Genomic DNA, 18812 nt, shown 5'->3' with positions numbered 1-18812 from the left:
TTTAAAGTTAAACCGGAATTCTGAAAATGTAAATAGTGCCCCTGCCAGGTTGTGAGTCTATGGTAAGCTTTCCATTCAACAGTTCAATTCTGCTGTTAATGCTTTTTAATCCAAGTCCCGTAGTTCCCGCCCATGCAACTTCCCGCTTGAAGCCTTTACCATTATCAGTTGTAATTATCTCCAACACCCCGTTTGCCTTAAGTATGTTGATCTTTAAAGATGTCGCCATGGCGTGTTTGATTGTGTTATGTATAACTTCCTGAAGCATTCTAAAAATATGGACACCTTCTGTGGAGGGGATTTCTACTTCCGGGCTAGCATTTAACTCGATTTTTAGCCTACTCGCCGGTAGATCTTCAATGTACCGGGTAAGTGCTTCAACCAGCCCCTTTCGTTCAAGGGCATTCGGGAGCAGATTGTAGGATATACGCCGTAAATTGGTGACTATCTCGTCGATATATACGCCAGATTTCTTAATTAGCTGCTCATCCGCAGCGGAATGGGTGTCTATGCAATTGATGTTCATTTTTACTGCTGACAGCATTGGGCCGATGCTATCGTGCAGGTCGTTAGCAATTCTTTTCCTTTCATTTTCCTGGATGGTGATTTCTGCATTGATTTGTTCGCGCTGAAGTTTGACATAACGCCGATGATATCGGACAATGGAGATAAAGAAATAGGTGAGAATAACAGCAATGAATACTGAGACGAGTACCGTTGTATACAAGATATTGTCATTCATTGTAGGGGTTGCTAACGCGAATTTGGTTCCTTGAGGTTGATCAGGCGATGGCGGGTGCGTGCCGGGGCAAACAACATTGCTAAAGCAAACACCATGTTCACTCCGGCATTTACGTAGTCGAACCATGATATAATCTGGTTACTCAACTCCTCGTAGCGCTTTACATTGATGATTTGGTAGGCCCATTCATAGATCATCTTATAAAGAAAAAAAACAATTAGTCCAAGACAAAGCAGGAACCTGGCATTCTTCAGAACATTTTTATAGTCATGTATGATCGTGTAGTTAATAACACTCACCGACATCAACACGACAACGAAGGAGTAAACTTCACGGTAGTAGGGACTGAATGTGACGATGTTTCCAAACCAAAAATTTTCTACAAACCAGGTTGCCGCAATAACACCAATCAGCAAAGCAAAGGACACCGGGTGGTTCCTGAAAATACCCCAGGCTTGAAACTGCCAGGTAATCAGGAGCCACTCAACAAGAACAAACACGTTACTAATGACCGCATTTGTATTTGCCGACGTGGCGATGTGAACATATGTTGCGATTTCCGTAATCAGCCCTATAAAAAGGTAAATCAAAAATGGCTGGAAAGACTTGTCCATTCTCCCAAATCGAAGAAGCCCAATAAAAAATGGCAAACCGATAGTAATCGCTTTCAGAAAAGAAATCAGTTTGCCTGAAAACATTGGCGAATATTTTTAGTTGCTGCCGCATCAACCCGATGCACTCGTAATGAAACAGCTTAAGCCCTTTTGATTGAGACAGGATTATGAGAACCTGCTAAAGCCAGGATTGGTACAACACGGGTGATTTTGGCTAACTATCATCCTGCTCAAAAATCCGAGCAAACCGAAGGACATCGTTGTCCGTCCTCTACACCTTCCGCCTCTTCGGTGATATTTCGTCTTTGTGTAACCTGTGCAGTCGAAACCCCGGGCCTTACTGATCCGGTCCGTTGATCGTTTACCAGCAACTTGGTTTTTATATCGTTTCCTTTTTCATCTACTGGTAAAAGCACGAATACTACGTTGCCATTAGAAGTGTCAGAACTTGTTTTTCTGCCTAAATAAATTTGGATGCCTTTTGCGCCAGGAGCATTTAATAGAGCGATAATGGCGTCCCGGTTAAACATCTCCGCATTTGGTAAGTCAAAACTGCTGTCAATATATTCCGGGTCTTTTACACGTTCGTATAATCTTGTACGCTTTATTTGAAAAGAGTCTATGTAGGCCTGAAGCACTTTGTAAGGGCGGACATGAGCCGCTGCACTCCTGGCATCAAAAGGTATTTCGGGTGATTTGGGTCTGCAACCCTTAACCATAAAGACCAACAGTGCCAGGCACACCATAGACTTCATATTGGAACTTAGTTTCATGGGGATAGATTTGGTAATCGTTCTACCAATGTATAAGAATTAATTGTGAATTAAAACCCTGCAAATAACAGACAGCGTGCTTCTGACACGCATTTCAGAGGAGATAGCGGGTAGAAGAACCCGACTGTGTGATTGCGAAATTGTATTGTAAGGGTTGAGTAGTATTAGAATTTTAATGGGGCAAACTCCCGCTTTTTTCTGTCACTACTAATGTCCTTTTAGGGTATTCAAATAATTGAATGTGCTAGATTTTTTGGAAAATCCTTCAAAAAAATACCATCGCGTAAAAATAAGTTCTGGAAGTTATGCGTTCATGTGACCATATAACCCAAAGCAATAACGGGTTATGAGATAAAACAAATCGGTAGAACAGCCCAAAGGCAGGTAATTGAAATTTTTCGTATCAATACCAATTTACGCCACCGGAAAATACGGAAATTTTGCGCTAGTTTATTGATTATTAAGTTGGTACGGATTTTATAAACATTAGAAAAATCATCATCACAATCATGAAAAAAAATTTTACCCTTCTATTTACCATGTTTTCATTTTTCCGTCTTGTTGCTCAACCAGGGTCATTGGATCTAACTTTTGGAAATGGGGGTAAAGTACTTACATCAATCGGCAGTTGGTCGGAAGCCCGGGCCATGGCAGTTCAGAACGATGGGAAAGTTGTAGTAGCCGGTTATAGCTTCAATGGAACGAAAAATAATTTTGCTGTAGCAAGGTATAATATCAACGGTTCTCTGGATTTATCTTTTAACAGCAATGGTAAGGTTACCACAGCAATTGGTAGTGGTGGCGATTATGCCACCGCAATAGGGGTACAGAAAGACGGGAAAATTCTTGTAGCAGGGTATAGCTTCAACGGTGCAAACGACGATTTTGCAATGGCGCGGTATAACATCGATGGCTCTTTAGATCAATTATTCAACGGAGTTGGATTTGTTACTTTGCCTGTGAGTAAGGACTTTGATATGGTGAATGCTTTGGCCATCCAGGATGATGGTAAAATTGTACTCGCCGGCATGGCGGGTAATGGAAGTTCTTCAGCAATTGCGGTTGCGCGCTTCAATAGCAATGGCTCCAGCGACCAGACCTTCAACGGTAATGGTAAACTGATTTTTAATATTGGTTCTTCCTACGATAATGCTAACGCTGTTGTACTGCAGGAAAATGGAAAAATTGTCATAGCCGGGTATAGTTATAAAGTTAACCGGTACGAATTCGCTCTTGCAAGACTTGATGAAACAGGAAAGCTGGATCCTACCTTCGGTGTTGATGGAATGGTAACTACAGGTTTAGGTGAAGGCAGTGCCTTTGCAAACGCCATGACATTGCAGCACAACGGCAGATTTCTGGCTACAGGCAAGTGTTACAACGGCAGCAATTACGATTTTGCAATCGCCCGTTATGATATGAATGGTAAACTTGACGAGTCTTTTGGCCAGGGAGGTAAAGTAATTTCTCCAATCGGCATTTCCAACGATGAGGCTTTTGCACCTGCAATCCAGGCTGATGGCAAAATCATTATTGCTGGTTGTAGTACAACCGGAATGTACTCCGACATCTCACTTGCAAGATATCTCGAGAATGGAACCCTTGACATGAGTTTCGGCGGAAATGGTAAAGTAACCACGCAGGTTGGCCAGGCTGCGGATTGCGGCTATGCCGTCAAACAATATCAGAACAGAATTTACATAGCTGGCGGGAGCAACAATGGCTTCAGCGCGGATTTCGCCCTTTTAGCTTACAAAAATGACCTGACCTCATTGCCTTTAAAGTTAACAGCCTTTACCGGAACACTTGTAAAGAGCTCGGTGTATTGCCAATGGAAGACTGAGCAGGAGCAGGGTACTAACTACTACCAGGTTGAAAGAAGTTTCTCCGGAACCAACTACGAGCAAGTAGGGAAGGTGGCAAGCATTAAAAACAGCCTTGAAAACGCCTATTCTTTTATCGATGAATTAGGATTTACCAGTGCTGAGCTGGTGTACTACCGTCTTAAAATGGTTGACCAGGATGGCAGGTTCACCTACTCAAAGGTGATCTCTGTGCGGCTTCCTAAGCGAATCAGCATATCGGTTTCGCCAAACCCGGCAAATGGCTTCACTCAAATAAAAGGGAACAATCTTGCAAATGTGATATTATTAAACAATGCGGGCAAGGTGGTACTTAATCGTAAAGTGATTAATGGAACAACCTGCATCATTAATACATCAACTCTGGCGAAGGGGCTTTACCTGGTGCGGGTATCAGATGAAAAAGGAAATTTAACAACAAGCAAATTAGCCGTTCACTAAACTACAAACACCTCCCAACCTTGTCGCATGGATAAGGTTGGGGTTTTTTCGAAAATGCCGTAAACCGCACTTCCACTTCCTGACATTGATGCATATAGGGCTCCTTGATCGTAGAGTGTTGTTTTGATAAGGGCTATTTCAGGGTGCCGGGAAAAAACGTAAGGCTCAAAATCGTTTTTCAATTCATCTCGCCAGGTTGCTATTGGTTGTTCCAGGATATCTATAATTGACTTGTGGGAACGTGCCGGGCGTATACTGGAAAAGGCACTGGCTGTACTTACGTGTATCCCTGGAAAAACAATGAGTATCGTAAATTGCGAAAGATCAATCTGACAAGGGCTCAAATGCTCTCCGCGCCCGGTTGCCATAGCTGGAGTGTTCAAAATGAAAAAAGGGCAATCGCTGCCCAATTCCAAAGCATAGCTTAACAGTTGATCAGTTGAAAGCGCAAGACCAAAGTTATTACTAAGGAGCTGAAGCATAAAGGCGCCATCACTGCTACCGCCACCCAATCCTGCGCCCATGGGGATTACTTTATGCAAGTATACACTTACATATGGCAGGGAGGGATAATCACGTTTTAGTAGTTGCCATGCCTTTATACAAAGGTTGCTGTCTACGGAACCTGAAATTGGGAGGCCGGATGTTACAAAGTGCATTTCACTGGCAGGGATCACTTCGAGGATATCGTTGAGGGCAACGGGATAAAAAACGCTTTCAAGATCGTGGTACCCGTCGGCACGTTTCGCAACAACATGAAGTCCTAAATTGATCTTGCAATTGGGGAAACTAACCAAGCAGCGAGGTGGATTTAATAAGGTACCGGAATTACTTATGTAGCGTTTACTATGGACAAAAGAAAGTATGCTGAGGTACTAAGACTTACTTACGTTTATTAATTTCATCCCTGATAGATATAGCGCGGATATAATCTTCCTGTTCAAGCACTTCATTTAAAAGATTGTTTAGTTCTTCTAAACTTAACGCGCTAAGATCATCTTTACTACCGGTTTCAGATACCGTAGGACTTGTAGCTGCACTCCCTTTCTTCTTTTTGCCAGGGGCATCATCCATGAGTATCCCTGCACTTTCCAATATGTGGTCGAAAGTATAGATACGGCAACCAAACCTCACTGCAAGGGCCAGAGCGTCGCTGGTTCTACTGTCGATCTCAACGGTGTCGTGTTCGTTGATACAAACAAGCTTAGAATAAAAAATGCCTTCCTGGAGATCGCTGATGATTATTTCCTGAAGTTCGACATTGAAGGCGTTCATAAAGTTTTTCAATAGGTCGTGTGTCAATGGACGGCTTGGCTGCATACGCTCAAGGGCCACAGCGATGGCCTGTGCCTCAAAGCCTCCAATTACTATTGGTAAACGACGCAGGCCATTCACTTCTCCCAAAACCACTGCATAAGAATGCGTTTGCGTAATGCTGTGGGATAATGCAACTATTTCCAGTTCTATTTTCTTCATACCTGCAATTGAATCTTCAGGGTTTTAATGCGCAAATGTAAAGATTTACGATTTGAAACATTACTTTTTGTGCTCCAATATAATCTTAAGAACTAGCGTATTTTAAAAAGTTTTACAAGAGCATTAAGTTTGAACATGGCAGCTGTTCTCTCTTCAGTTCAACCGCTATTTGTTTATTACCTTTGCACTCCTTTAAACATTTATTGCGACCCTTATTTATGATCAACGTTACCTTTCCGGACGGCGCTGTACGACAATATGAACAAGGCACTTCGGCCATGGATATTGCCAGGTCTATTAGTGAAGGCCTTGCCAGGAAATTACTTGCAGCCAAAGTAAACGACGAAGTATGGGATTTGACACGTCCTATTGATGCGGATGCAAACTTAAAATTGCTTACCTGGGACGATGCTGATGGAAAATCTACTTTTTGGCACTCCTCCGCTCACCTGATGGCCGAGGCGCTTGAAGCAATCTATCCCGGTGTAAAATTGGGAATTGGGCCGGCGATTGAGAAAGGGTTCTATTATGATATAGATCTTGGCGATCGCCAGATCTCAGAAGAAGACCTGCGTGCATTGGAGGCGAAAATGGCTGAACTCGCAAAGAAAAATAGCGAATACGTGCGTAGAGGTGTTAGTAAAGCGGAAGCTGTTGAATACTTCACAAAGAAAGATGACGAATACAAGCTTGAACTATTAGAAGGCCTGAATGATGGCGAAATAACTTTTTATAGCCAGGGCAATTTTACGGATCTCTGCCGAGGGCCACATATTCCGACTACTGCAGCCATAAAAGCGGTAAAGCTCACGAGTATTGCCGGTGCTTATTGGCGGGGCGACGAGAAACGTAAAATGTTGACCCGCATTTATGGTGTAACATTTCCCAACCAAAAGGAGCTTGAAGAATACCTTGTTTTGCTCGAAGAGGCAAAAAAGCGCGACCATCGTAAAATTGGTAAAGAGCTTGAGTTGTTTACTTTTTCAGAAAGGGTTGGTCTCGGGTTGCCACTATGGTTGCCTAAAGGTGCTATGTTGCGCGAGCGACTCCAGCAATTTCTTCAAAAGGCACAAATTGCATCGGGGTATCTGCCGGTTGTAACCCCTCATATCGGGCATAAAAATCTTTATATCACCAGCGGGCACTATGAAAAATATGGCATAGACAGTTTTCAGCCTATAAAAACCCCGCAGGAAGGAGAGGAGTTTTTTCTAAAACCAATGAACTGCCCTCATCACTGCGAAATTTATAAAGCTGCTCCGCGCAGTTACAAGGATCTTCCGCTGCGCCTTGCTGAGTTCGGGACGGTTTACCGGTACGAGCAACACGGCGAGCTCCACGGCTTAACCCGGGTTCGGGGATTTACCCAGGATGATGCACACCTGTTTTGTCGTTCAGAACAAGTGAAAGATGAATTTAAAAAGGTAATCGACCTTGTACTATACGTGTTCAGCTCGCTTGGCTTTGCTGATTTTACTGCACAGATTTCACTTCGCGACCAGGTTGATCGTAGTAAGTACATTGGAAGTGATGAGAACTGGGACATTGCCGAACAGGCTATCATAGAGTCCGCAGCCGAGAAAGGCCTACGCACGGTTATTGAATATGGTGAAGCAGCGTTCTACGGTCCGAAGCTCGACTTTATGGTTAAGGACGCCATCGGCAGAAAGTGGCAGCTGGGTACAATTCAAGTTGACTATAATCTTCCTGAACGTTTTGATCTTACTTATATCGGCGAAGACAATGCGAAACACCGCCCGGTAATGATCCACCGCGCGCCATTTGGATCATTAGAACGCTTTATTGCGGTTTTGATAGAACACTGCGCCGGTAAGTTCCCGTTGTGGTTGGCCCCTGTTCAGGGGATTGTGCTACCGATCAGCGATAAGTACATTGAATATGCAAAGGAGGTACAACAAAAATTGCAGCAATCTGAGTTGCGGATTGAAGTAGATGACCGGAATGAGAAAATCGGAAAAAAGATCCGTGAAGCCGAAATGAACAAGATACCTTACATGCTTGTAGTGGGTGAAAAGGAGATGAATGAGGGACGAATATCGCTTCGTAAACAATCGAAAGGAGATATCGGGACAAGGTCAGTTGAAGAAGTAACAGAATTCCTTAAAGAAGAAGTAGAAAGTAAAAGCACTTTTGAATAATTTGTTACTTTTACAATGATCCCAGGAAAATTTTTCCAGTCACCAAAAAAAGTATAACCAAAAAAGATTTAATGGCAGTAAACCCGGGTTTTTTTAGGGGGCGTAACCCCAATTTTAGAAGAGAGATACCACAGGAACACCGCACCAACAGGATGATCAGGATTCCTGAGGTGAGATTAGTAGGCGAGGGGATAGAACCAGGTGTCTATCCGACAGAAAAAGCATTAGCAATGGCCGAGGCACAAGGCCTCGACCTGGTTGAGATATCACCAAACGCTGCTCCACCAGTTTGCCGCATCATCGATTATAAGAAATTTCTTTACGAGAAAAAGCGTAAGGAAAAAGAGATGAAGGCAAATGCAAAGCAAAGTGAGGTAAAAGAAATTCGATTTACACCTTCTACTGACGATCACGACTTTGATTTTAAGTGTAAGCATGCTGAGAAGTTCTTGAAAGACGGGAACAAAGTAAAGGCTTATGTTCAGTTTAAGGGAAGGGCAATTATGTTTAAGGATCGTGGGGAGCTTTTGCTGCTCAAATTTGCAGAGCGCCTGGCAGAAGTAGGCGTACTTGAAGGAATGCCCAAGATGGAAGGCAAGAGGATGTTGGTTATTTTTGCGCCAAAGGGCCAGAAGAAAGCAGGAAAGCAAGCCTCTTAACAGCTTACAATCACCCGGTATGAATTCCAATTCTACAATTACCGGATCTAATATTTCAAAAGTTTACATACAGGCAGTGGTTATCCACTGCTTTTTTTATGGATATTGAAGAAATCAGGAAATATTGTTTGTCGCTGCCCCAAACCCTGGAAGATATCAAGTGGGGTGCGGACCTTTGTTTTACCATCGCAGCTAAAATGTATTGTGTTACGGGACTCGAAGGTTCATTTGGCGTTTCTTTCAAATGCACCGACGAAGATTTTCAGCAGCTTATTGAACGGGAAAACATTACACCTGCACCTTACCTTGCAAAAAATAAATGGGTACATGTTAAAAGTCCCACCGCCCTTTCCAACCAGGAGTGGGAGCACTACATTGCCACTTCATACAAGCTAATCGTCTCGAAGCTGCCGAAGAAGGCGCAAAAAGACCTGGGTATTTTGTAACCGGGAACTATGCTGCCAGTAATTCGATTAAATGATGTCATGGTGGAAGGACTAATGTCAATACTTATTACAACGTAGGTCACCAAACCCATTACCAGCAGACGTGCTGCTGCAGGCGTAAGCTGAATAGAAATATCCATGTACAAGAGTGCGACGCAACGATGTTGCCTCGATAATCAACTGTTTGGTCCATAAATATTCTTGTTCCAGTCGGAAGTTCGTTTCAAAAGCCCTACTTTTGCAGCCGTTTTGTAAGGGTCTCCCGATCCTGCGACACGTATATTACCCACAAGGCTCCATAAGTGGTCTCCCGTGAGACCCGCCAGCAGGGTGTAATCTTTATTGATTATTCAAGATGCCTAAAGTTAAAACAAACTCAAGCGCAAAAAAAAGGTTCAAGGTTACCGGCACAGGTGAAATTACTTTCCAGAAAGCCTTCAAACGCCACATCTTAACAAAGAAATCCACTAAGCGCAAGCGTGCAATGTCGTTGAAAGGTACGGTTCACCCGTCTAACATGCACTTTGTTAAACGCCTGCTTGGCTTAAAGTAGTCGAAGCAGCGGAAACGCAACCAGGAAAGTAATTATTCAATCATGTCCGGCACGAGTGTGAAATTAAACCGGACCACAAAAAAATCAGAACATGCCACGTTCAAAAAATGCGGTAGCATCCAGGGCCAGAAGAAAGAATATTCTTAAGCAGGCCAAAGGTTTTTACGGTAAGCGTAAAAACGTATATACAGTAGCTAAAAATATTGTTGAAAAGGGTATGACCTACAGCTATGTTGGTCGTAAGCTTAAAAAACGTGAGTACCGCACTTTGTGGATCGCACGTATAAACGCAGCAGTACGGGAAGAAGGGTTAACCTATAGTCAATTTATTAACGCCTTAAGCGTAAAAGGTGTTGACCTTAATCGTAAGGTACTTGCTGATCTTGCTATGAATGAGCCCGAGTCGTTTAAAGCGCTGATTGCTTCGGTGAAGTAATGCTACCAAACTTATGGTAATAACCGGGAGTAATCACTTCCCGGTTTTTTTGTTTTTTATATTATTCAATCATCTAATTTTGGTATTTAACCGGACCTACTTAAAATTTAATACTGACCCATACGAATGAATAATTCTTACACCGACCTGGTGAAGCAAACCTTCCACTTTCCACAGGAGGGTTTTCATTTAGAGAACGAATACCTGCAATACAACAACCTTGACCTTAAAGCTCTTATTGATAAGTACGGAACCCCGCTTAAGCTTAGTTATCTGCCGAAAATAGGGATGCAGATTAACAAAGCCAAGCAGATGTTTGCTAACGCTTTTAAGAAGCACAAATACGAAGGGGACTACCATTATTGTTACTGCACCAAAAGTTCTCACTTTTCATTTGTGGTGGAAGAAGCGCTCAAGAATAATATTCACCTCGAGACTTCCTATGCCTACGATATTGAGATTATAAAACGGCTTTATGCGCGGAAGAAGGTGACGAAGGACACCTACATCATTTGTAACGGTTATAAACAGAAGTCGTACACGAGAAGAATTGTAAGCCTGCTTAACAGCGGCTTTAAAAATGTTATTCCTGTGTTAGATAATGCTGAGGAGATTGAGGCTTACAAGAAGACTGTAAAGACACCCTTTAAGCTTGGTATTCGTGTTGCGGCAGAAGAAGAGCCAACATTCCCGTTTTATACTTCGCGGTTGGGTATGCGCGCAAAAGACATCCTTGAATTTTACGTTGACCATATTGAAGGTTACGAGCACAAGTTTCAACTAAAAATGCTCCACATCTTTTTGAATAAAGGTATTAAAGACGATATCTATTATTGGAGTGAGCTCAACAAGGTCATTAACCTTTATTGCCAGCTTAAGAAGATTTGCCCCGAGTTAGACAGCATCAATATCGGTGGGGGGTTCCCAATCAAACATTCGCTTGGGTTTGATTATGATTACCAGTTTATGATTAATGAGATCGTTGGTAATATTAAAAAAGCCTGTAAAAATGCCAAGGTGCCTATGCCACACATCTTTACTGAATTCGGTAGTTATACCGTAGGGGAAAGCATGGCGCATATTTACAGTGTGATAGGTCAGAAAGTACAAAACGACCGTGAAAACTGGTACATGATTGATTCGTCTTTTATTACCACGTTGCCCGACACATGGGGTATAGGCGAAAAATTCCTGATGTTACCTATCAATAAATGGAACCAGGAATATCACCGGGTGGTTCTCGGGGGGATTACCTGCGATAGCCATGACTATTACGATAGTGAGGAGCATATTAACGAAGTGTTTCTGCCTAAGATTTCCTCGGGCGAGCCGTTATATGTTGGCTTTTTTCACACAGGGGCCTACCAGGACCAGATAAGTGGATACGGAGGGATAAAGCACTGCATGATCCCAAGTCCGAAACACATTATTGTAGGGCATGATAAAAACGGAAAGTTGATCGACTGGGTTTATGCAAAGGAGCAATCTGCACAAAGTATGTTGAAAATACTTGGTTACCTATAAGCTGTTTCGCCATATATAGCATTGTTACATAGGCAAAGTTTGAATTAAAAATAGTGGCTGTCCCGTTTGGCGGGGCAGCTTTTTGTTTACCTGAAAAATTTAAAAACATGTACCGTGTTTTCGTATTATTCGTAATGCTTATTGCAGCTCAAAAAACAGGTGCTCAAAGTGCAGCTGACTCTGTGAAGGCTGCAGTAACATCGCTATTTACCGCCATGAAAACCAGTGATGGACAGCGATTACGGGCTTGTTTTACCGACAGTGGAATGCTTCAAACAATAGGTGCAAATAAACTGACAGGGGAGCCGGAAGTAAAAAGTGTGGCCATAAGCAGGTTTGCTGAACAGATCGGGAAACTGCCGAAGGACTCGGCTGATGAACGGATAACTTTTAGCTCGGTTCAGGTAGATGGCGACCTTGCTTCGGTGTGGACCCCTTACGAATTCTACTATGCCGGTAAATTCAGTCATTGTGGAGTGAATTCATTTCAGCTGGTACGTACGCAAGGCGGATGGAAGATTCACTACCTGATTGATACCCGCCGCAAAACGGGGTGTAAATAGAACTGGTCCGGCATTAATTATAATTGATTGGTTTAACCGTGAATCCTTGTTTGCGCAATAATTCGATCACCCCTGTTTTCCCACCCATATGTGCTGCTCCAAATGCAAAAAACGTAGGCATTGCTGTTGCTTCTTTAACCATAACCGGGATCCACTTTATATTCCTGGTGGTGAGCATCTGGCTCTCATACATATCAAAGTCTTTCGAGCTTGTCGTAAGCTCATAAACTTTGTTGATGTCTTTTGTTTTGTAAACTGCTATAAGCTTATTTAATTCGGTCTTTAAACTATCGAGGTTAAACAGGGAGCTGGTAAACATTTGAACCTGTTCGGCATGAGGAATACTTTCGATGACTTTCATTTGTTCCAGGATGGTTTCAAGACCCTTTATTTCTTTGTTTTGTTCGGTCGCAAGCTCCTGGAACACCTTTTCCCATCCTTCCGGTTGACATTGCATTATCGAAGGATAGATCATTGGAAGCAATAATATTGGCTTTACTTTTTTCATCATCTGTAATGGTAAACCTGCACTTTTCTGGAAAATTGTAGATACACTATCGAAAGTTCCGGCGCTCATAAACTGGTCCAGTGAGCTGTCCTTCATAAGCATGCCGGTCATCATATCCTTCATCATGCCCGGGTCATCGAGATCAATTTCCATTATGACTTGTTTAGCGGCTGTTACTTTTTGGCGAACGACATCGGGAACCGTTAAATCAGCCTTACACATGATGTGCATAGTTCCAAAGAGATATGATGGCTGTTGAAGGCCTTTGCCACTAACTTCCCATAAGAGCGACTGAGCTTGTGACTGCACGGGCGAGAAGTTGCAGAGTATAGCAAGATTAATTGCGAAAACAGTATTGAGTAGGGCTTTTAGCATACGCAAATATCATATAATGGCTTAAATCAACAACAAAAAAGCCCGGTGTAAAAACACCGGGCCTACTAATACCAACTGCTATGAAAGTAAAGTTTATTGAATTTGTATTTGTTGAGGAGCAGCTTTCACTTCTTCTTTCTTTGGAAGATAGATCTTAAGTATTCCGCTTTCATACTTCGCCTGGATGGCTTCAGTATTAATTTTGTCGTCAATGGTAAAAGAACGCTTAAAGCTTGCAAAGCTGAACTCTTTACGAACTGTTTTCAAGCCATTATTTTCGGCTTCTGATTTCTGCTCGAAAGAAATGGTTAGCAGTCCTTTGTCGAGGTTTAATTTAAAATCTTCTTTATTCCTGCCGGGCGCGTTTAGCTCAAGGTGGTATGCTTCTTCGCTTTCGAAAATGTTTACTGCAGGCGTAATACCATTGTGGATGGTTTTAGTAAATGTTTGCGGAAACGTTCCGAAGAATTCGTCAAAAACATTGTTAAGGCCTTTGTTTGCGGGATAAGATTTTGTGAGTATCATTGTTTATCGTTTTTAATTTCCTTGTTATTTTCAAATAGGATACCAGTGCGGAAATCAAGTAGTTATTACAGGATCTCGCGCTAGAATGCGACAGAGTGTCTGATGGAATTAGATTCCACTGCCATTAAAGCATAAAAAGTTTTCTTTTTGAATTCGGGTTTTCCTTATTTTTGCATTAGAAAGGACTTAAAAAGACGAATATGTACCCGAAAGAAATAGTGTTACCGATGAAAGCCGAACTCACCGAAAACGGCTTTGAAGATCTTACGACAGCTGATGAAGTGGAGAACACTTTAAGTAAAGAAGGAACTACCCTGGTGATGATTAATAGCGTTTGTGGTTGCAGTGCAGGAAGTGCACGCCCGGGGGTATTAATGGCAGTTGCAAATGCCGCTAAGAAACCTGAAAACCTCACAACTGCGTTTGCGGGTTTTGATACGGAAGCCGTTAATAAAGTACGTGAGCATCTAATGCCTTATCCGCCATCTTCACCAGCTATTGCCTTATTTAAAAATGGCGAACTCGTTCACTTTATCGAACGTCATCAAATTGAAGGAAGACCCGCGCAAATGATTGCCAGCAATCTTATTGCGGCTTTCGAAACGCATTGTTCTTAAGATATTAAAGTTTTCATCCGTGCTGTTTTCAGCTTTGTCATGGATGGGTTAGTAAATGACCCTTTCCTTTTCTAAGGAGAGGGTTTTTTTTTGGACCCAATTGAGCGAGACGGGAGCGGGAAATATTGCACAATCACTTTTATGTTGACTATCCGGCCTGTTTTTCCGGCAACGCGATGCCCTCTTTAGACTCACGATGCAGTTAGCTGTACAACCCTTTTTTTCTTTCGGGTTTGGAAGAAGAAGTGTGTATTAACGGAAATGAGGGTAGTGTTGCATGGGTTAAGCTGGGGTTGTAAATATTTGTCGTGCTTGTTTTAGGTGGCTTTTTCTGATTAACATTGCACACTTTACAGAATCAATCAACAGATACATGTATCCTAATTTATACTACGCGTTCAAAGATCTTTTCGGTGTTGAATGGAGCGGGCTGAAATTGGTGAATTCATTTGGCTTTTTTGTGGCACTTGCTTTTATGATCGCGGCCTGGACCTTAACGCTGGAACTCGCGCGCAAAAGCAAAGAGGGGCTTCTGACGTATAAAGAAGAGAAGATAATGGTCGGCCAGCCTGCTACACTGGTGGAATTGCTGTTAAATTTTGTATTGGGTTTTATCATGGGTTACAAGATAGTCGGCGCATTTATCGATCGTGATGCGCTGGCCGACACCCAAACCTATATTCTTTCTTCGCAGGGTAACGTTCCCGCAGGGATTTTTGTCGGCCTGTTGTTCGCCGGTTTGAAATGGTATGAAAAAAACAAACTTAAGCTTGCCAAACCTGAAGAAAGGACCATACGAATCTGGCCGCAGGACAGGGTAGGAGATCTTGTGATATATGCCGCTGTGTTTGGATTTCTCGGGGCCAAGATCTTTCATAATCTTGAGAACCTGGATGAGTTTGCACAGGACCCATGGGGCTCACTTATTTCTTTTAGTGGTTTGACCTTTTATGGAGGCTTGATTTGTGCAACCATTGCGATCTGGTTTTACTGCCGCAGGAACAATATGAAGCCTATCCATGTTGCTGATGCATTTGCCCCGCCAATGATGTTGGCTTATGGAATTGGAAGAATGGGGTGCCAGGTTGCCGGTGATGGTGACTGGGGCATTGTAAATAATTCACCTAAGCCATTTTCGTGGTTACCTGATTGGGCATGGTCTTACACCTATCCCAATAACGTAGTGAATGAGGGTGTACCCATTCCGGGTTGTGTGGGCCAGTATTGTAATCAACTTCCTGCAGGTGTATACCCTACACCACTTTACGAAATTCTTGCCGCTTTATTATTGTTCTTTTTTCTGTGGTCCATCAGGAAGCGGGTAACTACACCTGGAGTTCTGGCGGGCATATACCTCATTTTGAACGGGGTGGAAAGATTTTTAATAGAACTAATCCGGGTCAATACAAAGTACAACTTCGGAAGTTTTCATCCCACCCAGGCTGAACTGATCGCCGTCTGTTCTATTCTAGGCGGCATAATCCTGATCATTATTATGAAATCAAGACGGCACGACGTTGCTCCTCAGAACATCCATTAGTCACGAGACTACACTTTTCTATTACACCAGCGCCCTATCCGCTAAATTGGCGTGCGCAGGCTTATGCACTCCCGATTGGCTTTCCTGAACCGAAGATTCCTCAATCTACCTTTTGCTATGAATAACCTAGCAAGACTCAGTCGGAACCGACAGGGGAAGGTTAATTGGTACCCGAACCAATAACATCATCTTCAATCTTACCCGCTCCTGCGCTGGTGAAGCATGTACAATATCGTACAACCCTGAAGTAGGCTATAGATTAAATAATTGAAAAAATCCAGTTTCAACAGCAGCATGCCGAACTTATCCAGAGGTGCTAAAATCTTCCTTTAAATGAATTTTCCTCTTTTAGGCCTATCAGGTTCCTAATGCCAGTTATCACTGCCATTTACCGTTCATGTTAAAACATTGTACCTTGTTTTACATAGTAGCTAGTTTAGCTGTGTAATAAATGATCTCAAGTACTCTCAATACCTATAACATGAAAACTTTTCTCACCATAACACTTGCGTTATTTATCTCCCTTTATTCCTTTAGTCAACTCGAAACACGGGGACAAGTAAGCGGTACGGTCACCTCGAAGTTGATGCCTATAGAAGGTGCTACAATACAGTTGTTCCGGTTGGTTGATCAAAAGATTCTCAGGATGGTGGTAAGCAACAAGGAAGGAGCGTTCGTAGTTCCACAAGTTGATTTTGGTACCTATTCTATACTTGTAACTGCAGTTGGGTACAAGAACTTCAGTATTGACAAAATGGATTTAAGCTCTTCCACCCCCCGTATAACAAAAAGCATCATCCTGGAAGCGATCACCAAGTCCCTTAAAGACGTAACAGTATCTGTTAAGAGACCTCTTATCGAGCAAAAGCCCGGTAAAACCTTAATTAACGTGGAAGCATCCGCTACAAATGCCGGGTTAAATGCCCTGGAACTGCTCGAAAAATCACCAGGTGTATCTGTTGACAAAGATGGTAACATCAGCCTGCAGGGAAAAAGCGGGGTGATGGTGCTGATAGATGGAAAACCGACCTATTTGAGTGGTGCTGATCTTGCGAGTTTTCTTAGGAATGTGCAGAGTAACAACCTTGATCAAATTGAGATCATGACGAACCCTCCGGCACGCTATGATGCAGCCGGCAACTCCGGGATAATCAACATTAAAACAAAAAAGATCACCATAAAGGGAATGAATGGTAGCTTGTCAACCACGTATACTCAAGGTATTTACGCGCGGTTTAATAGCAGTCTGAACCTCAACTATCGAAAAGACAAGCTTAATGTTTTTGGTAGCTATGGTCATAACTATTCTGAAGGCTTTAATAATCTCGTAATCACACGAAATTTTTACAAGGCCGATAAGAAAACCATTGCCGGAACCTCTGACCAGGTGACCCGTCCACATTTTACGCGTGAAAGTCATAATGTAAAAGCCGGTTTTGATTATAACCTTTCTAAAAGAGACATCATTGGATTTGTAGTTAATGGCAGCATAAGTAATGGCGCAGAAAACCCAACGGGCAGGATCAATGTCCGCGACGCTTCGGGAAAAATTACGTACTCATTAAATACCATTAATGACAATCATTCCCGGTTCGTAAATGTTTCATCAAACGCAAATTTCAAGCACACGTTTGACTCCTCGGGAAGAGAACTGACGGCTGATTTAGATTATGCCCGTTACGAAAGAAACGACAATACACTAATGCATACCGAAACCTATAATGGTTATGGTACAAGAAGTGGGATGGATCTTGCATTGAAGGGATTGATACCGTCAGATATCAACATCTACAGTATCAAGACAGACTATGTACATCCGCTGTCGAAGACCTTTAAATTCGAAAGTGGTTTGAAAAGCAGCCTGGTAAATACCGATAACCAGGTTGACTACAGCCGCTATGACGGAACCTCCTGGAAGGTGGACGACCGATCAAACCAGTTTATCTACAAGGAAGCAATCCACGCCGGCTATGTTACTACATCAAAGTCCTGGAAACGATTAAATGTTACAGCCGGTCTGCGGCTTGAGCATACCAATTCAAATGGGATGCAGGTTCGCAACGACTCAAGCTTTACCCGCAGGTACACCAACCTCTTTCCAAACCTTGGGATTGGGATGGATTTAAATGAAAAACATCAGCTCAATTTCAGTTATAGCAGGAGGGTTGACCGTCCAAACTATGGCGATCTAAATCCTTTTGTATATTTTCTTGACTCACTTACCTACGGGCAGGGTAATCCATACCTGCAACCGCAGTTTACGAATAAAGCAGAACTAAGTCATACGTTCAGGCGTATCGTTACCACCACCCTTAACTATAGCCGTACAAACAATGTAATTACCCAGCTATTGAAGCAGGATACCGAAAAGAAAATTACCTACCAAACAACGGATAACGTTAACAGCATGGAACAGATTGGAGTGGCCGTAATGATGAACTCCCCCGTGACGAAGTGGTGGAACACCAACGTTTATCTGAACTTATACAAGAACCACTACGAAGGAAAATACCAGGCAGATCCGATTGATATACAATTCAGCACGTTTGTGGCAAACGTCACCAACAGCTTTACGCTACCAAAAGGGTGGGCTGTTGAAGTAAGTGGATTTTACCGTAGCAGGGCTGCAGAAGGCTTGCTGGTAGCAGGTCCGATGTGGGCAGTGAATTCTGGTATTTCCAAGCAGGCGTTTAAGAAAAAAGGATCCTTCAGACTAGGTGTACGGGATATTTTCTTCACCCAAAGATTTAATGGTTATGCCAGGTACAGCGACGTTGATGTTAGGATTGCTAGTTCCAGGGATAGCCGACAGGCAAGCCTGAGCTTTACTTACCGTTTTGGAAAAAACAATATTTCGCCTGCAAGAAAAAAGGCCGGTGGGGCAGGTGAGGAACAGAACAGGGTAAACAGCGGAGGAAGCAATTAGTAGTGTTTTCAGGGGTGCAAAATGTGCATTTTCACCCCGGTAAAATGGTGCAGGGGTTCCTTTCCAGTCAAAC

At 42.8% G+C, this 18812-nt stretch carries 18 protein-coding genes; 11 read left to right on the top strand and 7 right to left on the bottom strand.

The features are described 5' to 3' along the window. Positions 1 to 7: 7 nt before the first annotated feature. From EXU57_RS02325 to EXU57_RS02315, 3 genes are all read right to left on the bottom strand, one after another. Positions 8 to 742: a sensor histidine kinase gene (locus tag EXU57_RS02325; RefSeq protein ID WP_165958002.1), complete on the bottom strand. Its 735-nt coding sequence runs from the start codon at positions 740 to 742 to the stop codon at positions 8 to 10. An 11-nt stretch (positions 743 to 753) separates the two neighbouring features. Then, on the bottom strand, positions 754 to 1440 hold the full coding sequence (locus EXU57_RS02320) for a hypothetical protein (protein WP_133266544.1): 687 nt from the start codon (positions 1438 to 1440) through the stop codon (positions 754 to 756). A 146-nt stretch (positions 1441 to 1586) separates the two neighbouring features. Beyond that, positions 1587 to 2129, bottom strand: a complete 543-nt coding sequence (locus EXU57_RS02315; RefSeq protein WP_133266543.1) for a hypothetical protein — start codon at positions 2127 to 2129, stop codon at positions 1587 to 1589. Positions 2130 to 2638: 509 nt separating this feature from the next. On the opposite strand from EXU57_RS02315, the gene EXU57_RS02310 reads away from it, so the two are divergent. Further along, entirely contained in the window at positions 2639 to 4432 is a 1794-nt protein-coding gene (locus tag EXU57_RS02310; RefSeq protein WP_133266542.1) for a T9SS type A sorting domain-containing protein, read from the top strand. Here EXU57_RS02310 and ispE read toward each other — a convergent pair. Next, on the bottom strand, positions 4429 to 5229 hold the full coding sequence (gene ispE, locus EXU57_RS02305; RefSeq protein WP_133266541.1) for a 4-(cytidine 5'-diphospho)-2-C-methyl-D-erythritol kinase: 801 nt from the start codon (positions 5227 to 5229) through the stop codon (positions 4429 to 4431). The genes EXU57_RS02310 and ispE overlap by 4 nt on opposite strands. An 85-nt stretch (positions 5230 to 5314) precedes the next feature. Next, entirely contained in the window at positions 5315 to 5908 is a 594-nt protein-coding gene (locus tag EXU57_RS02300; RefSeq protein WP_133266540.1) for a bifunctional nuclease family protein, read from the bottom strand. Between the two features lie 218 nt (positions 5909 to 6126). Here EXU57_RS02300 and thrS point away from each other — a divergent pair, with 218 nt between their 5' ends. The 7 genes from thrS (at position 6127) to EXU57_RS02265 (ending at position 12248) form a co-directional block, all read left to right on the top strand. After that, on the top strand, positions 6127 to 8067 hold the full coding sequence (thrS, locus tag EXU57_RS02295; RefSeq protein ID WP_133266539.1) for a threonine--tRNA ligase: 1941 nt from the start codon (positions 6127 to 6129) through the stop codon (positions 8065 to 8067). Between the two features lie 71 nt (positions 8068 to 8138). After that, a complete protein-coding gene (infC, locus tag EXU57_RS02290) occupies positions 8139 to 8726 on the top strand; it encodes a translation initiation factor IF-3 (protein ID WP_133266538.1) in 588 nt (195 codons plus the stop codon). A gap of 98 nt (positions 8727 to 8824) precedes the next feature. Next, the gene (locus EXU57_RS02285; protein ID WP_133266537.1) at positions 8825 to 9172 is read left to right on the top strand and encodes an MmcQ/YjbR family DNA-binding protein; all 348 of its coding nucleotides are present in this window, start codon (positions 8825 to 8827) and stop codon (positions 9170 to 9172) included. Positions 9173 to 9527: 355 nt separating this feature from the next. Then, the gene (gene rpmI / locus EXU57_RS02280) at positions 9528 to 9725 is read left to right on the top strand and encodes a 50S ribosomal protein L35 (protein ID WP_133266536.1); all 198 of its coding nucleotides are present in this window, start codon (positions 9528 to 9530) and stop codon (positions 9723 to 9725) included. 91 nt (positions 9726 to 9816) lie between these two features. Next, positions 9817 to 10161 carry a 50S ribosomal protein L20 gene (gene rplT, locus EXU57_RS02275; protein WP_133266535.1) on the top strand — a complete coding sequence of 115 codons (345 nt, stop codon included), beginning with the start codon at positions 9817 to 9819 and terminating at the stop codon, positions 10159 to 10161. Between the two features lie 126 nt (positions 10162 to 10287). Beyond that, entirely contained in the window at positions 10288 to 11685 is a 1398-nt protein-coding gene (locus tag EXU57_RS02270; RefSeq protein WP_133266534.1) for an arginine decarboxylase, read from the top strand. A 107-nt stretch (positions 11686 to 11792) separates the two neighbouring features. Beyond that, positions 11793 to 12248 (top strand): nuclear transport factor 2 family protein, encoded by a 456-nt coding sequence (locus EXU57_RS02265; RefSeq protein ID WP_133266533.1) that lies wholly within the window; start codon positions 11793 to 11795, stop codon positions 12246 to 12248. 13 nt (positions 12249 to 12261) lie between these two features. On the opposite strand, the gene EXU57_RS02260 is transcribed toward EXU57_RS02265, so the two are convergent. Further along, positions 12262 to 13131, bottom strand: coding sequence for a TraB/GumN family protein (locus EXU57_RS02260; protein WP_133266532.1), 870 nt, complete (start codon positions 13129 to 13131; stop codon positions 12262 to 12264). Between the two features lie 93 nt (positions 13132 to 13224). Next, positions 13225 to 13656 (bottom strand): Hsp20/alpha crystallin family protein, encoded by a 432-nt coding sequence (locus tag EXU57_RS02255; RefSeq protein ID WP_133266531.1) that lies wholly within the window; start codon positions 13654 to 13656, stop codon positions 13225 to 13227. A gap of 200 nt (positions 13657 to 13856) precedes the next feature. Between EXU57_RS02255 and EXU57_RS02250 the strand changes: the two genes are divergently transcribed. The 3 genes from EXU57_RS02250 (at position 13857) to EXU57_RS02240 (ending at position 18739) form a co-directional block, all read left to right on the top strand. Continuing rightward, a complete protein-coding gene (locus EXU57_RS02250) occupies positions 13857 to 14273 on the top strand; it encodes a BrxA/BrxB family bacilliredoxin (RefSeq protein ID WP_133266530.1) in 417 nt (138 codons plus the stop codon). 373 nt (positions 14274 to 14646) lie between these two features. Beyond that, positions 14647 to 15813, top strand: a complete 1167-nt coding sequence (locus tag EXU57_RS02245; RefSeq protein ID WP_133266529.1) for a prolipoprotein diacylglyceryl transferase — start codon at positions 14647 to 14649, stop codon at positions 15811 to 15813. A gap of 481 nt (positions 15814 to 16294) precedes the next feature. Continuing rightward, positions 16295 to 18739, top strand: coding sequence for a TonB-dependent receptor (locus tag EXU57_RS02240; protein WP_133266528.1), 2445 nt, complete (start codon positions 16295 to 16297; stop codon positions 18737 to 18739). The last annotated feature ends 73 nt before the right edge of the window (positions 18740 to 18812 follow it).

It is taken from the genome of Segetibacter sp. 3557_3 (genome assembly GCF_004354985.1).
In the GTDB taxonomy this organism is placed as follows: domain Bacteria; phylum Bacteroidota; class Bacteroidia; order Chitinophagales; family Chitinophagaceae; genus Segetibacter.
Note: the sequence above shows the minus strand (reverse complement) of the source record. Positions and strands in the feature narration are given on the sequence as shown.

Excerpts from the sequence above, each read along its gene's own strand:
- EXU57_RS02285 (WP_133266537.1), top strand. The coding sequence starts at position 8,825 with ATGGATATTGAAGAAATCAGGAAATATTGTTTGTCGCTGCCCCAAACC.
- rplT (WP_133266535.1), top strand. The coding sequence starts at position 9,817 with ATGCCACGTTCAAAAAATGCGGTAGCATCCAGGGCCAGAAGAAAGAAT.
- EXU57_RS02265 (WP_133266533.1), top strand. The coding sequence starts at position 11,793 with ATGTACCGTGTTTTCGTATTATTCGTAATGCTTATTGCAGCTCAAAAA.
- thrS (WP_133266539.1), top strand. The coding sequence starts at position 6,127 with ATGATCAACGTTACCTTTCCGGACGGCGCTGTACGACAATATGAACAA.
- EXU57_RS02260 (WP_133266532.1), bottom strand. The coding sequence starts at position 13,131 with ATGCTAAAAGCCCTACTCAATACTGTTTTCGCAATTAATCTTGCTATA.
- EXU57_RS02255 (WP_133266531.1), bottom strand. The coding sequence starts at position 13,656 with ATGATACTCACAAAATCTTATCCCGCAAACAAAGGCCTTAACAATGTT.
- EXU57_RS02315 (WP_133266543.1), bottom strand. The coding sequence starts at position 2,129 with ATGAAACTAAGTTCCAATATGAAGTCTATGGTGTGCCTGGCACTGTTG.
- EXU57_RS02250 (WP_133266530.1), top strand. The coding sequence starts at position 13,857 with ATGTACCCGAAAGAAATAGTGTTACCGATGAAAGCCGAACTCACCGAA.
- EXU57_RS02320 (WP_133266544.1), bottom strand. The coding sequence starts at position 1,440 with ATGTTTTCAGGCAAACTGATTTCTTTTCTGAAAGCGATTACTATCGGT.
- infC (WP_133266538.1), top strand. The coding sequence starts at position 8,139 with ATGGCAGTAAACCCGGGTTTTTTTAGGGGGCGTAACCCCAATTTTAGA.
- rpmI (WP_133266536.1), top strand. The coding sequence starts at position 9,528 with ATGCCTAAAGTTAAAACAAACTCAAGCGCAAAAAAAAGGTTCAAGGTT.
- EXU57_RS02240 (WP_133266528.1), top strand. The coding sequence starts at position 16,295 with ATGAAAACTTTTCTCACCATAACACTTGCGTTATTTATCTCCCTTTAT.
- EXU57_RS02310 (WP_133266542.1), top strand. The coding sequence starts at position 2,639 with ATGAAAAAAAATTTTACCCTTCTATTTACCATGTTTTCATTTTTCCGT.
- EXU57_RS02325 (WP_165958002.1), bottom strand. The coding sequence starts at position 742 with ATGAATGACAATATCTTGTATACAACGGTACTCGTCTCAGTATTCATT.
- EXU57_RS02245 (WP_133266529.1), top strand. The coding sequence starts at position 14,647 with ATGTATCCTAATTTATACTACGCGTTCAAAGATCTTTTCGGTGTTGAA.
- EXU57_RS02300 (WP_133266540.1), bottom strand. The coding sequence starts at position 5,908 with ATGAAGAAAATAGAACTGGAAATAGTTGCATTATCCCACAGCATTACG.
- EXU57_RS02270 (WP_133266534.1), top strand. The coding sequence starts at position 10,288 with ATGAATAATTCTTACACCGACCTGGTGAAGCAAACCTTCCACTTTCCA.